This window comes from Pseudomonas sp. TWRC1-2, assembly GCF_049896685.1.
Classification (GTDB): domain Bacteria; phylum Pseudomonadota; class Gammaproteobacteria; order Pseudomonadales; family Pseudomonadaceae; genus Aquipseudomonas.
In genome coordinates, this window is record NZ_JAFCUU010000014.1 from 1 (window position 1) to 15,314 (window position 15,314).

14 protein-coding genes are annotated in these 15,314 nt (G+C 59.3%); 6 read left to right on the forward strand and 8 right to left on the reverse strand.

The window, feature by feature from the left end:
- Together ACP7B3_RS27865 and ACP7B3_RS27870 are read left to right on the forward strand one after the other, a co-directional pair.
- Positions 1-2,997 (forward strand): RHS repeat-associated core domain-containing protein (locus ACP7B3_RS27865; protein ID WP_426182456.1); only part of this gene is annotated, 2,997 nt, incomplete at its 5' end.
- Positions 2,998-3,013: 16 nt separating this feature from the next.
- On the forward strand, positions 3,014-3,361 hold the full coding sequence (locus ACP7B3_RS27870) for a hypothetical protein (RefSeq protein ID WP_369303347.1): 348 nt from the start codon (positions 3,014-3,016) through the stop codon (positions 3,359-3,361).
- Positions 3,362-3,488: 127 nt separating this feature from the next.
- Here ACP7B3_RS27870 and hemB read toward each other — a convergent pair whose 3' ends face one another.
- The 3 genes from hemB to ACP7B3_RS27885 all read right to left on the reverse strand — a co-directional run bounded on the left by hemB (position 3,489) and on the right by ACP7B3_RS27885 (position 6,138).
- Complete coding sequence (hemB, locus tag ACP7B3_RS27875) at positions 3,489-4,463, reverse strand: porphobilinogen synthase (RefSeq protein ID WP_416363897.1); 975 nt, start codon at positions 4,461-4,463, stop codon at positions 3,489-3,491.
- A gap of 116 nt (positions 4,464-4,579) precedes the next feature.
- A complete protein-coding gene (locus ACP7B3_RS27880) occupies positions 4,580-5,422 on the reverse strand; it encodes a PhzF family phenazine biosynthesis protein (RefSeq protein WP_262206248.1) in 843 nt (280 codons plus the stop codon).
- Between the two features lie 17 nt (positions 5,423-5,439).
- On the reverse strand, positions 5,440-6,138 hold the full coding sequence (locus ACP7B3_RS27885; protein WP_242200913.1) for a glutathione S-transferase N-terminal domain-containing protein: 699 nt from the start codon (positions 6,136-6,138) through the stop codon (positions 5,440-5,442).
- A gap of 251 nt (positions 6,139-6,389) precedes the next feature.
- Between ACP7B3_RS27885 and ACP7B3_RS27890 the strand changes: the two genes are divergently transcribed.
- Positions 6,390-7,091 carry a histidine phosphatase family protein gene (locus tag ACP7B3_RS27890; protein ID WP_145163383.1) on the forward strand — a complete coding sequence of 234 codons (702 nt, stop codon included), beginning with the start codon at positions 6,390-6,392 and terminating at the stop codon, positions 7,089-7,091.
- 58 nt (positions 7,092-7,149) lie between these two features.
- Positions 7,150-8,205 (forward strand): permease, encoded by a 1,056-nt coding sequence (locus tag ACP7B3_RS27895; protein ID WP_426182461.1) that lies wholly within the window; start codon positions 7,150-7,152, stop codon positions 8,203-8,205.
- 129 nt (positions 8,206-8,334) lie between these two features.
- On the opposite strand, the gene mnmH is transcribed toward ACP7B3_RS27895, so the two are convergent.
- From mnmH to ACP7B3_RS27915, 4 genes are all read right to left on the reverse strand, one after another.
- Complete coding sequence (gene mnmH, locus ACP7B3_RS27900; protein ID WP_426182464.1) at positions 8,335-9,438, reverse strand: tRNA 2-selenouridine(34) synthase MnmH; 1,104 nt, start codon at positions 9,436-9,438, stop codon at positions 8,335-8,337.
- Positions 9,438-10,472: a selenide, water dikinase SelD gene (gene selD / locus ACP7B3_RS27905; protein ID WP_262206250.1), complete on the reverse strand. Its 1,035-nt coding sequence runs from the start codon at positions 10,470-10,472 to the stop codon at positions 9,438-9,440. Before selD ends, mnmH begins: the two co-directional genes overlap by 1 nt.
- A gap of 95 nt (positions 10,473-10,567) precedes the next feature.
- On the reverse strand, positions 10,568-11,317 hold the full coding sequence (locus ACP7B3_RS27910; RefSeq protein WP_106580101.1) for a TerC family protein: 750 nt from the start codon (positions 11,315-11,317) through the stop codon (positions 10,568-10,570).
- 27 nt (positions 11,318-11,344) lie between these two features.
- Positions 11,345-11,596, reverse strand: a complete 252-nt coding sequence (locus ACP7B3_RS27915; protein WP_145163375.1) for a hypothetical protein — start codon at positions 11,594-11,596, stop codon at positions 11,345-11,347.
- A gap of 134 nt (positions 11,597-11,730) precedes the next feature.
- On the opposite strand from ACP7B3_RS27915, the gene nhaR reads away from it, so the two are divergent.
- On the forward strand, positions 11,731-12,633 hold the full coding sequence (gene nhaR / locus ACP7B3_RS27920) for a transcriptional activator NhaR (RefSeq protein ID WP_145163373.1): 903 nt from the start codon (positions 11,731-11,733) through the stop codon (positions 12,631-12,633).
- A gap of 4 nt (positions 12,634-12,637) precedes the next feature.
- Here the strand turns inward: nhaR and ACP7B3_RS27925 are convergent, their stop codons facing one another.
- The gene (locus ACP7B3_RS27925; protein WP_369303342.1) at positions 12,638-13,795 is read right to left on the reverse strand and encodes an MFS transporter; all 1,158 of its coding nucleotides are present in this window, start codon (positions 13,793-13,795) and stop codon (positions 12,638-12,640) included.
- Positions 13,796-14,034: 239 nt separating this feature from the next.
- Between ACP7B3_RS27925 and sstT the strand changes: the two genes are divergently transcribed.
- The gene (sstT, locus tag ACP7B3_RS27930; RefSeq protein WP_106580097.1) at positions 14,035-15,255 is read left to right on the forward strand and encodes a serine/threonine transporter SstT; all 1,221 of its coding nucleotides are present in this window, start codon (positions 14,035-14,037) and stop codon (positions 15,253-15,255) included.
- Positions 15,256-15,314 lie beyond the last annotated feature (59 nt).

Genomic DNA, 15,314 nt, shown 5'->3' on the forward strand with positions numbered 1-15,314 from the left:
TACGCCTATGACGACGCTGGGCGACTGGTTTCCGCGACCAATGCTGTAGGTGAAAGTGAGGTTTATCGGTACGACGATCAGCACGTCATTCTTGAGCGGCAACTGGCCGGTGGGGCGAGCTTCTTTTGGGCGTGGGAACGGTCTGGCAAGGCCGCGCGCTGTGTTCGGCATTGGGCCAGCTTTTCGCAGATGGACACGCGGTATGCGTGGGAAGACGGCGGCAGGGTTACGGTTCACAACGCTGACGGCAGTCAGGAAGTGTATGTCCACGATCAGCGCGCGCGGCTGGTGCAGCGGATTGATCCGGACGGTGCAGAGCATTTCAAATCCTACGACGACAAGGGCCGGCTGACTGTTGAGCAGGACCCGCTGGGGGCGGTGACGGCGTATCAGTACGACGAAGCCGGACGCTTGGTGGCGATGTTTCCTGGGGAGGATGAGCCGACTTCCTACGAGCATGACAACGGGTTCGTACGGGTTGTACGGCGGGGCGAGGCGGTTTGGAAGTATGAGCGTAACGAACAAGGCGACGTTACGCGTCAGACAGATCCTGACGGCCACATTACGGACTACACCTACGACAAATACGGGCAGCTGATTGGGGTTTGGTATCCGGATAACGGGTGTCATCGGCTGGTCTGGAATGAGCGTGGGCAGCTCGTTGAGGAACAGCTGCCGAATGGTGGGGTTAAGCGTTATCGCTATGACGATGTTGGACGGCAAGTTGCGCGCGAGGATGAACATGGCGCGCTGACGCAGTATCAATGGGACGCCGCAGGGCGCTTGTTGAAACTCACCAAACCCGATGGAGCGACGCGAGAATTCAGCTACAACCCCTACGGAAAAATCACCTCCGAACGTGACGAATTGGGGCATGTCACCCGCTACGAATATGCCGACGGTTTGCACCTGGTCAGCCGCCGCCTCAATGCCGATGGCACCCAGGTTAAATACCGCTACGACAACGCCCGGCTGCTGCTGACCGAGATAGAAAACGAGGTTGGCGAGACCTACCGGCTTGATTACCACCCCAACGGGCTGATCCAGCAAGAAGTCGGCTTTGACGGTCAGCGCACGGCCTACGTTTACGACCTCAACGGCAACCTGCTGGAAAAGACCGAACACGGCGACGATGGCAGTCAGTTAGTCACCCGCTATGAGCGAGACTTTTCCGGCCGCCTCGTACGAAAAACCCTCCCAGACGGTGGAGTGATCGATTACGCCTACGACCGCCAAGGCAACCTCCTCAGCGTCGACGACGGCCACTGGGCGTTAGCCTACGAATACGACAGCCAAAACCGCCTCATCGCCGACCACCAAGGCTGGGGCACTTTACGCTACGGCTACGACGCCTGCGGCCAGCTGAAAAACCTGCGCCTGCCGGACAACAACCGCGTCACCTTCAACCACGACAAAGGCGGCCACCTCGCCACCGTCGAGCTGAATGGCAACCCCCTCACCTCACACCTGTTCAACAACGGAAAAGAACGCCAGCGCCAACAAGGCCAATTGCTCAGCCATTTCGACTACGACGACCAAAACCGTCTACACGCCCACGCAGTCACTCAACAGGAGCACAAGCTCTACCGCCGCCACTACGACTACGACAAAACCGGCAACCTCACCCGCCTGCTCGACACCCGCAAAGGCGAACACCACTACCACTACGACCCCCTCGCCCGCCTGACTCGGGCCGATCATTCGCAAGACGTGCAGGAACGCTTCGGCCATGACCCGGCGGGCAACCTGCTGATGCAGGATCGACCTGGCCCGGACATCGTGGCGGGAAATCGATTGGTGATGCAGGGCGATCATCATTATGACTATGACGCGTTCGGCAATCTGATCCGACAAAGACGCGGTAAGGGTCATCAACTCGTTACCGAGTACCGCTACGACTGCCAGCATCGGTTGATTGGTATCACTCAACCCAACGGCCAAACCGCGAGCTACTGCTACGACCCGTTTGGTCGGCGCATCAGCAAAACCGTCGACGACCTAACGACGGAGTTTTTCTGGCAAGGCGACAAGCTGGTTGCGGAGCATCACGCGGACAGGCATCGCAGTTATATCTACGAGCCGAACAGTTTCCGTCCGCTGGTCCTGCTGGAGGGCTTTGGTCCAAAACATACCCGGCCCTTCCACTACCAACTCGACCACCTCGGCACCCCGCAGGAACTCACAGCCCTCGACGGCGAAATCGTCTGGTCTGCGCACTACCGCGCCTACGGCCAAATAAGCCGCCTCGACATAAACAAAGTCGACAATCCGCTACGTTTCCAGGGCCAATACTTCGACCCGGAAAGCGGCCTGCACTACAACCGCCATCGCTACTACAATCCAGATATTGGTCGTTACCTGACGCCCGACCCGGTGAAGCTGGCAGGTGGGATCAACGCGTACCGGTACGCGCCGAACCCTACGGGGTGGGTCGATCCGCTGGGATTGAACACATGCCCCGGCGGGGATGGCTGCGCGCCAAGTATTATCGACAAAAAGCCGCCGGTAGGCGTTAACCACGCAGAGCCAGCAACACCACAAATGTCGCGTGCAGAGCGACAGGCGAGGATTGATGAACTTACAGAAGCAAACGCGTACAGGCGATTGGATGAGCTAGAGAAATTGACACCAGGCGCGCATTTCTTGGAAAAACACGGCGCCCAGACAACACTCGAATCTCAACTGGAAAGACTCCAAACAGCAAGAAACCCGACAACAGGAATTATCGAAGTCTATACATCAGGTCCGAATATAGGTCAGCCTAAATATCCACCTGCCGCGACTCGATATCTCAGTCATAAGGATCAATTGAACGCTATATTTAGAGCACAGCTCATTTTCAGAAGAAACGGTCATGCCGCATCATTGAGACCCATGAACATGGGGAGGGTAATTGGCGATGGATATTCCGCCGATGGCATGCAGTATGGCCAAAAGCGCAACGCCCGAGTAATACTCAACAGCCAAGGCAACCCTAAAACAGCATATACGGAGTGAGAAAACCATGAAAAGTGTGAAAAAAGAACCCAGCATGTCAATAATTCGCGGCTTATTATTTACCTATGATATTGAAAATACTGACGATCTAGAAAGAGAAAAGCTTATTGCATCAAAAGATATAAATAATGAAAAGGAGCTTTCAGAGCTATTTGATGAGTTGACCAAACCTGAGTTTTTGTCATATACAAAGATTGAACAGGAGTGGTTTATCGATTCGATCGACCACTACTTATCTATCAACGACAGCTTCGATTCTGTATTTAAAACAATGGCAACTTACTTCAGCACACCTGTATACGATCAAAGAGCGTTCATGCAGATACTCTTGAACCGTCTTACGGATTACAGAAGCACACATTGAAAGCCTCGATTGTTTTTTATAACCTCAACATCATCTCGCAACGCTCATTGTTTGCCAGCGCGGTGCTTTACAGCAATCCCAGGCCCGTGACGAACAAACCCGCTCGCCACAGGGTCACCGACCGGAATCAAATCCCCGCCAACGCCAAATCCATCGCAAAGTAAGTAAAAATCAAATCCGCCCCCGCGCGCTTGATGGACCCCAACGTCTCCCGCACCACCCGTGCCTCATCAATCGCCCCTGCCTGGGCACCAAACTTGATCATCGCGTACTCACCACTCACCTGATACGCCGCCACCGGCAAACGCGAGGCTTCGCGGATGTCGCGGATGATGTCGAGGTAGGCACCGGCTGGCTTGACCATCAGCGCGTCTGCGCCTTCCTGCTCATCGAGCAGCGATTCGCGCACGGCTTCGCGGCGGTTCATGGGGTTCATCTGGTAGCTTTTGCGGTCGCCTTTGAGCGCGCTGCCGCCGGCTTCGCGGAACGGGCCGTAGAGGGCCGAGGCGAATTTGGTGGAGTAGGCCATGATCGGAATATGCGTGAAGCCAGCGTCGTCCAGGGCGCGGCGAATTGCCTGGACCTGGCCGTCCATCGCGGCAGACGGTGCGATCACATCAGCACCGGCGCGGGCGGCGGCCACGGCTTGTTTACCGAGGTTGACCAAGGTCGCGTCGTTGTCGACGTGGGCACCGTGCATCACGCCGCAGTGGCCGTGGTCGGTGTATTCGCAGAAGCAGGTGTCGGACATCACGATCATTTCCGGCACAGCGTCCTTGATGATCGAGGACATGCGCGAGACCAGGCCGCGTTCTTTCCAGGTGTCGCTGCCGTTGGCGTCCAGGTGGTGGGACACGCCGAAGGTCATGACTGACTTGATCCCGGCGCGGGCATAGCGCTCGATCTCAGCGGCCAGTTTCTTTTCAGGAATACGCTGCACACCCGGCATGCTGGTGATCGGCACAAAGTCGTCGATTTCTTCTTCGACGAAAATCGGCAGTACCAAATCGTTGAGGGTGAATTCGGATTCCTGGAACAAACCACGCAGCTCCGCAGAGCGGCGCAGGCGGCGTGGACGGGCTTGGGGGAACTGGCTGGTCATGGCTGTCCTGAATAGCGGCAGAAATAGTTGGGGCGAAAGCTTATGTCCCTTGGCCCCGGCAGCACAAACGCCAAGGGGCCAATAGTGTATTGCGCAGCCCGTAACAATTCATTGATCTAGAGCTGTACTCGCCCCTCGATGCACACCGCAACCGCACCGCCGACCCAGATTTCATCGCCGTGGCGCTCGACGCGTATACGCCCGGCGCGCCCCATGACCGTGCCTTGGCTGACCACGTAATAGTCGGGCGCCAGCGCCTCGCTCAACAACCATTGGGCAATGCCGGCATTCAGGCTGCCAGTGGCGGGGTCTTCCTGAGCGCCGTCACCGGCGATAAAGCCGCGGACTTCGAAGTGCGTGTCCACGGCGTCGCGCGCCGGGTCACAAGCTGCGATGACGCCAATCGCCAGACCGCGCAATTGCGAGTAGTCCGGCTGCAAAGCAAGCACTTGGTCGCGATCGGCCAACATCACCGCCAGCCAGCCCGCGCCATTGTCGACCCATTGACTGCTCACGATGGCTTCGGGCGCCAGACCCAACCCCAGGCGCACGCGCTCAAGCAGAGGTGCATCCACCGGGCCGGTGCGCAACAACGGCGGCGCAATGAACGCCAACTCGCCGCCTTCACGACGGACACGCACCAGGCCGATTTCGCACTCCTGGATGATCTCGTCGCCCTTCGGTACGCCGCCCGCCTGCAGCCAGGCATGGCAACTGCCCAGCGTCGGGTGCCCGGCGAACGGCAGCTCTGTGAGCGTGGTGAAAATTCTTACCCGATAGTCAGCCCGAGGATCACGCGGCGTCAGCAAAAACGTGGTCTCGCTCAGGTTGGTCCAGTTAGCAAAATCGGCCATCTGCTGGTCAGTGAGGCTGTCAGCGCCCAGCACCACCGCCAGTGGGTTGCCTTTGAGCGAAACGCTGCTGAACACATCCAGTTGCTTGAAATCAAAAATCGGCATACTTCAACGCTCTAGGGTCACGCAGGTACATTCAAGCCACGAATTACCGCCGGACGTGCGACAAAGCCGTCCAGCGCGCGCAGCACATTAGGAAAGTCGGCGATGCCGACCAGATCGCCGGACTCATAGAAGCCGATCAGGTTGCGAATCCACGGAAAGGTGGCGATGTCGGCGATGCTGTACTCGTCACCCATGATCCAGGTGCGGCCCAGCAGGCGTTTTTCCAGCACTTCCAGTAATCGCCGGGACTCGGCGACGTAGCGATCACGCGGACGTTTATCGTCGTAGGCCTTGCCGGCAAATTTGTTGAAGAACCCGACCTGGCCGAACATCGGGCCGATACCGGCCATCTGGAACATCAGCCATTGAAGGGTTTCATAACGGGTGGCCGGGTCTTCGGAAAGCAGCTGGCTGGTTTTTTCCGCCAGATAAATCAGGATCGCACCGGATTCGAACAACGCCAGCGGCTGACCGCTCGGGCCATTGGGGTCGATGATCGCGGGAATCTTGTTATTGGGGTTCAGGGACAGAAATTCCGGGGACAACTGGTCCTGGGTCTCGAAACTGACCTTGTGCGCCTCGTAGGGCAGGCCCAGCTCTTCAAGCATGATCGACACTTTGACGCCGTTGGGCGTGGGCAGCGAATACAGCTGCAAACGCTCCGGATGCTGGGCGGGCCATTTGCTGTTTATCGGGAAAGCGGCGAGTGCATTCATCGGGAAATCCCCAGGCGGAAAACCCCCATGATAGCCACCCCAACGCCGTCCTGCATGGGTCATCATTGCGCAACATAACCACGCTATCGTGCGCGCAGGCGAACCAAAATGCCGATACGCACTCTTAAGTGCGCCATTACGGTGAAAGGAGACACCCTGTTACAACGACACGGAAAAACCGCAGGACGCCGGATGCGTCGCTGGGTCCCGGCTTGTCCGCCTTAATCCGATGCACTGAAGACTCGAACCTAATGACAATCAAGCCTCTGTGCCTTGCGCAACGCCTTAAACGTTATTCGTACATCATGCTGCCGCTGCTGTTGGCAGGCGGCGCCATCGGCCTGAGCCTGGAGTCGCGCATCAGCAGCGCCGGCCCGGTGGATGGCGTGCAAACCCTGGTATTCCTGCGCCACGGCGAAAAACCCGTCGGCGGCCTCGGCCAGCTCAATTGCCAGGGCCTGAACCGCGCGATGAACCTGGCCACCGTGCTGCCGGAGAAATTCGGCAAAGCCAACTTCGTGTTTGCGCCCAACCCGACGCGTAATGTAGAGGAAGGCGAGCACGATAATTCCTACAGTTACATTCGGCCGCTGATGACCATCAGCCCCAGCGCGATCAAGCTGGGCCTGCCAGTGAACATCAAGTTCTCGGCCAACGACACCAGCGCCCTCGCCGACGAACTGGTGGAAGACAAGTATCACAACGCGATCATCTACACCGCCTGGTCGCACGGCTACCTGCCGGAGCTGATCAACAAAGTGGCCAGTGAGGCTTCGGGCGAAAAACACACCATCACCGAAGACTGGTCGGGCAGTGACTTCGACACGCTGTATGTACTGACGTTGACCTGGCACAACGGCAAGGCGTCGCTGCTGAGCCGCAACTACAAGCAAGGCCTGGATAACGGCCAGCAGACATGCCCGGATGCAACTCAGGTCAGCGCAGATATCTGAAGCCGGCGCGGCACAAGCGTATGATGCGTCGCTATTGAATCATCTGCGGATCAGCACCATGCCCAACCTCGTCTCCACCCAGCCCAACCGGGGCTGGTCGTTCTGGTGGAAACCAGCGCTGTTCCTGCTGGTGGCCTGCATTGGCCTCTACTACGTGAAGTGGTCGCCCTACTACCTCAAGGCATTCGTCGCGGCGGATAACCACAGCATCGGTGCCTCGATTCTCAATGACCAGCAAACCGCGCCCCTGACGGCCGCGCTGGCCTACGCCCAGGTGTATTTCCTGGCGATCTGGAAAGCTGCCGTGCTGGCGGTAATTCTGGGTTCGCTGCTGCAAGTGTTGATTCCCCGTGACTGGCTGCTGCGCCTGTTTGGCCGCGCCGGGCTGGGTTCGACCCTGCGCGGTGGGCTGTTCGCCCTGCCGGGGATGATGTGCAGTTGCTGCGCGGCGCCTGTGGCGGCGGGCATGCGCCGTCAAAACGTGTCGGTGGGTGCGGCGTTGGCGTTCTGGATCGCTAACCCGGTGTTGAACCCGGCGACGCTGGTGTTCATGGGCTTTGTACTGGGCTGGGGCTTTACCGCATTGCGGCTGGTGGCGGGGATTGTGCTGGTGGTCGGGGTGTCGTTGGTGGCACAGCGGATTGCCCGGCCCGATCAAGTGCCCGAAGCCGCATTGAACGCGGTCGCCGACGCCAGCCTGAGCGAATCGCAACCGTTCCTGAGCCGTTGGTTGCGTACCCTGTGGCAGCTGTTCTGGAGCACGATCCCGATCTACATCATTGCCGTGCTGGTACTGGGCGCCGCGCGGGTCTGGCTGTTTCCCCATGTCGATGGGGCCATGGCCAACAGCCTGTTGTGGCTGGTGCCACTGGCAATCGTCGGCACGCTGTTCGTGATTCCTACGGCCGCCGAAATTCCTATCGTACAAACCATGATGACCCTGGGCATGGGCACCGGCCCGGCCGTGGCCTTGCTGATGACCCTGCCGAGCGTGAGCCTGCCGTCCCTGTTGATGCTGCGCAAGGATTTCGATGCGCGGGTGCTGGTGACGGTGGCCGTGCTGACCATGGTGGTGGGCGTGGTATGCGGGATGATCGGGGCGGTCATCCTGTAGAGTTCGGGTGAGGTTCAGGGCGCTTTCGCGAGCAAGCCCGCTCCCACATCTCGACCACGTTCCTACAGGATAAACGCGGTCAAATGTGGGAGCGGGCTTGCTCGCGAAGAGGCCCTTAGCCACCGCTGATTATTCTGACTTGCTACTGCGCTCGCGCAAGTACTCCACCACGGCGCTCTGCTCGCCCGCAAACTCGATCCGCGCGCCTTTGCGTTCTCGCTGGAAGGCATACATCGGGTCGTAATACTCGCGCAGTAAGCCTTCGATCCACACCCGGTGCAGGTCCACGGCACCACTGCGGGCCTGTTCCGCCAGGGCATCCTGCAAGATCGCCTGCAGCCGCTGGAAGCGCTCGCCACCCAGGCGTTTGTGGATATTGGCCAGGCTCTGGGTCAGGCGCTCGGCGAACAGTGCCTGACCGTCTTCGCCAAAGACTTGAATGAATTCGGCGCAGAGGTCGACCACATAATCACGCAGGATTCTTTCCACGCGGCCTTCAACACTGTCTTCCAACCACACCATCGAAAACGTCTGCATGCTCTGGTGCAAGGGTAACGGCAGCGCACAACTGCCGATCATGCGGCTTTCGTCCTCGACCACGAATTGCTCGATACCCCCTGCACGCTTTTTCAGCAGGTCCACAGCCAAGCGGTTTTCGAAGTCGATGTTGGACGGCTGCGCGGTGGCGCGCTTGCCAAAGCTGGAGCCGCGATGGTTGGCGTGGCCTTCCAGGTCCAATGCGTTGCGCAATTGGCCGAGCACTTCGGTCTTGCCGGTGCCGGTCATACCGCCAAGCAGTACAAAATCACACTGCGCAGTCGCCTGCTCCAGCGTTTCCAGCAGGAAAGTACGCATGGCCTTGTAGCCACCGCCGACTCGCGGGTAATCGATACCGGCTTCGGTCTTCAACCATTGCTGCACGATTTGCGAACGCAGCCCACCGCGAAAGCAGTACAAATAGCCCTCAGGGTTGGCCTTGGCAAACTGCGCCCACTGTTCAATACGCTCGGCCTTGATCGCCCCGGACACCAGTTCATGCCCCAGCACGATAGCGGCTTGCTGGCCTTGCTGTTTGTAACAGGTACCGACCCGCTGGCGCTCGTCGTCGGTCATCAGCGGCAGGTTGACCACACCGGGGAATGCGCCTTTGGTGAACTCGATCGGCGCGCGGGTATCCATCATTGGCCGGTCGTTGAGGAAGATGTCGCGGTAGTCGGTGATGTCAGTTGCCATCAAAACACCTCTACCGCGTGGGTCTGTCGCTCAACCAGTTCGCCGATGGGCTCAAGGCTCAGGCCCAGTTCGGCGGCCACGGTGTGGAATTCGGCGTCGCCTTCAGGGCTAACGGCAATCAGCAAGCCGCCGCTGGTTTGCGGATCGCACAGTACGCGCTTGTGCAGTTCCTGCAGGCGCCCGAGCTTGCTCGAATAACTGTCGAAGTTGCGCAAGGTGCCACCGGGCATGCAGCCCTGATCGAGGTAGTCCTCGATCCCGGCCAGGCGTGGGACCTTTTGGTATTCGATGCGCGCCGTGAGACCACTGCCGTCAGCCATTTCCACTAGGTGACCCAACAGACCGAAACCGGTGACATCGGTCATCGCGGTTACGCCGGCCAACTTGCCGAACCGGCTGCCAGGTTTGTTGAGCGTGCACATCCAGTCACGGGCCAGGCCGATATCCGCTTCGCGCAGCTTGCCCTTCTTTTCGGCGGTGGTCAGGATACCGATGCCCAGAGGCTTGGTCAGGTACAGCTTGCAGCCGGCAGTGGCGGTGTCGTTACGCTTCATGTGGCGTTTTTGCACGATGCCGGTGACGGCCAGGCCAAAGATCGGCTCCGGCGCATCGATGGAGTGCCCGCCGGCCAACGGAATACCGGCGGCGTCGCACACCGAACGGCCGCCACGGATGACTTCGCGGGCAACTTCCGGCGCCAGTACATTCACCGGCCAACCCAGAATGGCGATGGCCATCAACGGGTCGCCGCCCATGGCGTAGATGTCGCTGATCGCGTTGGTGGCGGCAATACGGCCGAAGTCGAAGGGGTCATCGACAATCGGCATGAAAAAATCAGTGGTGGAGACCACGCCGCGCTCGTCGTCGATGGCGTACACCGCCGCGTCGTCGCGCGAGGCGTTGCCGACCCACAGGTTGGGGTCGAGGTTCTGCGCGCCGCTGCCGGCAAGGATCACTTCCAGCACCTGCGGTGAAATCTTGCAGCCGCAACCCGCGCCGTGGCTGTACTGGGTAAGGCGAATCGGCTCGTTCATGGTGGACCTCAAGGTAACAAGTACGCGGATTCTATCAGACAGCAAAAAGCCGGCTGGGCGCTTGTGCGCTCAGCCGGCTTTGTGTGTTTCTGGCGTTACTGCCTCGCGGCGAGCAAACGCTGGTGGCGATTGCGTCGTGCGATGTTCAAGCACTCAATCGCTGCCGAGAACGCCATGGCCGCATACACGTAGCCTTTTGGTACATGGGCGCCGAAGCCTTCGGCGATCAGCGTCATGCCGATCATGATCAAAAAGCCCAGGGCCAGCATGACCACAGTCGGGTTGTCGTTGATGAACTTGGCCAGCGGTTCGGCCGCCACCAGCATCACGATCACCGAAACCACCACCGCAATGATCATGATCGGCAAGTGCTCGGTCATGCCCACGGCGGTGATGATGCTGTCGATGGAGAACACCAGGTCGAGCAGCAGGATCTGGCCGATGGCCGCGGCAAAGCCAATGGTCACGGCATTGCTGACGGTTTCTTTCGCCTCCGGCTCCGGGTCCATGCTGTGATGGATTTCGGTGGTCGCCTTCCACACCAGGAACAGGCCACCGGCGATCAGGATCATGTCCTTCCACGAAAACGCCTGGCCGAAGATTTCGAACACCGGCGCCGTCAACTGCACGATAAACGCGATGGTACTCAACAGGCCCAGGCGCAGTACCAGCGCCATGCTGATACCGATACGGCGTGCCTTGGCCCGATGCTTCTCGGGTAATTTGTTGGTGAGAATCGAGATAAAGATCAGGTTATCGATGCCCAGCACGATTTCCATCACGATCAAGGTAGCCAGTGCGATCCAGGCGGTGGGGCTGGCGGCCAGTTGTAAGAGGTAATCCATAGGTCAGTCCTGACGTTGTGCGGGAAATTAGGCTTCTTTGCTGCCCGATTCAGATTCTTTTTCGTTCTGTTCCTGGTTTTTTTCCGGGCTGATCAAGCCTTGCGTCGCTTCACTCAATGCCTGTTCGGCAGCCTTGTGGGTTTCATCGATGGCTTGCTTGGCAGATTCGGTGGCCTTGCCCAGCACTTGCTGGGCGCTCTTTTCAACCTGATCACAACCGCTGACCACTACCAATGAAAGCGCAAGCAACGATGCGGCGCCCAGGGAATTGAGTTTCATCATGTATTCCTCGTTAGAACCAGCGGGTCCAAATGGTGGCCCCTCGATAGCGAGGCATTCTATGCAGGCGGACAGTTCAGGAAAATTCGTATTTTTTTGACATATACTTCGCTTTTTACGAAGTGTAGACCGTGATGCTCAATTACCGACAACTGCATTACTTCTGGGTGGTGGCCAAGACCGGCAGCATCGTGCGCGCCTGTGAGCAATTGAACCTCACGCCGCAGACCATCAGCGGTCAGATCAGTTTGCTTGAGCAAACCTTCGGTATCGCGCTGTTTCAGCGCGTCGGGCGTCAGTTGGAACTGACTGAAGCCGGGCGCCGCGCCCTGCCCTACGCCGAGCAGATGTTCCAGACCGGTAATGAGCTGGAGGCGCTGTTGCGCGCAGAGCCCAACGAACAGCAGATCCTGTTCCGGGTCGGAGTCGCGGACGTGGTGCCTAAATCCATCGTGTACCGGCTGATCGCGCCGACCATGGAGCTGAGCGAGCCAATCCGCATCACCTGCCGCGAAGACAAACTCGACCGCCTGCTGGCCGACCTGGCGATCCAGCGCCTGGACCTGGTGATTTCCGACAGCCCCATGCCCACACACCTGGACATCAAGGGCTACAGCCAGAAGCTGGGCGAATGCGGTATCAGTTTTTTCGCCACCCAGGCATTGGCAGACAGGTATGGCGGCGATTTCCCACAAAGCTTGCAGGGTGCGCCGCTGTTGATTCCGGGAGCCGAGACGGTGGTGCGCAGCCGTTTGCAGCGCTGGTTTGCCGAGCAGCAGATCCAACCGAAGATCATCGGCGAGTTCGACGACAGCGCCTTGATGCAGGCATTCGGGCAATCCGGCAGCGGCATTTTTATTGCCCCCAGCGTGATTGCCGATGAGGTAGTGCGCCAGTATGGCGTGGCGCTGATCGGCCAGACCGATGCGGTCACCGAGTCGTTTTACGCGATCTCGGTGGAACGTAAAATCAAGCACCCTGGCATTGTGGCGATTACCGAAGGGGCGCGACGCGAGCTGTTTACCGCCCTGCCCTGAGGGTTCAGGCGTTGGATGCGAGCGGCTGCTTGACGGTCATCAGCCACAGCGCCAGCAAGATCGACACCAGGATAAAACCGGACGCCGCAAAACCCAGGCTGCCAAGGCCAAAGGTGTCGATCACATGCCCGCCGACCATCGCGCCCAAGCCGATCCCAAGGTTGGCGCCAGCAATATTCAACGACGCGGCAAACGCCGGGGCATGGGGCGCGGCCTTCATCAACCGCACATGGCTGACCAGGAACATCGCCGCCTGGGTCACGCCCCACACGGCCATCGCCGCTGCCAGGCCAATCGTTGAATGAATCGCCGGAACCAAGGCCACCATGCCGGCGATCATGAACCCGCAGAACACCATGGAGGCGATCAATGGGTGGCGATCCACCGCGCGCCCGCCCAGGGAGTTGCCGAGCAGGCCGACCGCGCCAAAGCCCATCAGGCACCAGCCCACCAGGGTGCCGTCGAACCCGGCAAGGCGCTCGAGGATGTCGGCCAAGTAGGTGTAAGCAGTGAACATGCCGCTGAACACCAGGATCGACAACAAAATATGGCCCTGCATCACCGGGTTGCGCAGGATCTTGAACTGCGAGCGCAGGGTGACTTGATCGTTTTTCGGCTTAGTCACCGGCAAGTAGATAAACAGCAGCAAAGCCTTGGCCAACGCCACCACGGCGAGGATCGCGAACGCGGTGCGCCAGCCGAACATGTCCGAAATCAACGTGCCCACTGGAATGCCGAACACGGTGGCGCAGACGATGCCAAAGCCAATCTTTTCGATGGCGCGCCCGGCGTATTCCGGGCCGACGATATCCACTGCGGTTTCACTGGCCAGGGCCCAGAACACCGGCAGCCCCAACGCGGGGATCAACCGTGCCACTGCCATTACCCAAATATTCGGCGCCAGCGCGGCCACCGTATTGGCCACGCCAAACATGATCAGAATGCTGATGAACAGACGCTTGCGCCCAAAGCGCGCGAAGTACGCCGTAAGAAACGGACCAAACGCCGCCACGGTAAAGGCAAACAAGGTCACCAGCAGCCCGGCCTGGGAGACACTGACATCCAAGTCCCGGGCAATGGACGGCAATAGGCCGACGATAATGAATTCTGTGGTCAGCACGGTAAAGCCGGCGGCCGACAGCAGCAGGATGGGAAACAGCATGAAAACTCCAGAAACGACGACATCAACGACAGCCCGAAGGGCTCGCTGACGGATAGGAAAGGTGAGAGGCGGGAATGTTAACAGAGTATGTCGGGATTTAGCCAAGGCCCGCCGCCGCGGGTGACCGAATGCCGCATCGCACGGAACACTTTGTACAGCGTGCTAGACTCCGCGCCCCGCGTCCTACAGCCCGTTCTGCGTGCGCCGCTGTGCCTTCAAAAAAATAGAGACATGTGTTTATGACTGCTGCCCCTTCCCTGCTGCAACGACTGGCTCGCGTCAGCCTGGTCACGCAAATCATCCTCGGCCTGGTCGCCGGTATCCTTCTGGCGTTGTTCGCGCCAGAGGCGGCCAAGGCCACCGGTTTTATCGGCAAGGTGTTTGTCGCCGCGCTCAAGGCCGTGGCGCCGATTCTGGTCTTCGTGTTGGTGATGGCATCGATTGCCAGTCATAAACACGGCCAGGAAACCCATATCAAGCCGATCCTGTTCCTGTACCTGCTGGGCACGTTCGCTGCCGCCGTGGTCGCAGTGATTGCCAGCACGTTGTTCCCCTCGATGCTGGTGCTCGCCACTCACGATGCCAGCGTCAGTGCGCCCGGCGGCATCGGCGAGGTGCTGCAAAGCCTGCTGCTCAGTGTGGTGGATAACCCGGTCAGCGCACTGATGAATGCCAACTTTATCGGCATTTTGGCCTGGGCCATCGGCATGGGCATCGCGATTCGTCACGCGGGTGAAACCACTCGCACCGTGCTGGAGGATTTGTCCAACGGCGTGACACTGATCGTGCGCATGGTGATTCGCTTCGCACCGCTTGGCATCTTCGGCCTGGTGGCCTCAACCCTGGCCACCTCCGGCTTCGGCGCCCTGCTCGGCTACGTCCACCTGCTGATGGTGCTGATCGGCTGCATGCTGTTCGTGGCGCTGGTGGTCAACCCGGCCATCGTGTTCTGGAAACTGCGCCGCAACCCCTACCCGCTGGTGCTGATGTGCCTGCGTGAGAGCGGCATCACCGCTTTCTTCACCCGCAGTTCGGCGGCGAATATTCCGGTGAACCTGGCGCTGAGTAAACGCCTGGGCCTGCATGAAGACACCTACTCGGTGTCAATTCCACTGGGTGCCACCATCAATATGGCCGGTGCGGCAATCACCATCACCGTGCTGACACTCGCAGCGGTTCACACCCTCGGCATTGCCGTCGACCTGCCCACCGCCGTGCTGCTCAGCGTGGTCGCGGCGATCTGTGCCTGTGGTGCGTCGGGTGTGGCCGGCGGTTCGCTGCTGTTGATTCCACTGGCGTGCAGCCTGTTTGGTATTCCCAGCGAAGTTGCCATGCAGGTGGTGGCCGTCGGTTTCATCATCGGCGTGCTGCAGGATTCGGCGGAAACCGCGCTCAACTCTTCCACCGATGTGCTGTTTACTGCTGCGGCGTGCCTGGGCAAGGATGAGCAATTGGCTTAACTGTCAGGCATGAAAAAGCCCGGGGCGTTCGATCAAGAACAACCCCGGGCTTTTTTTAT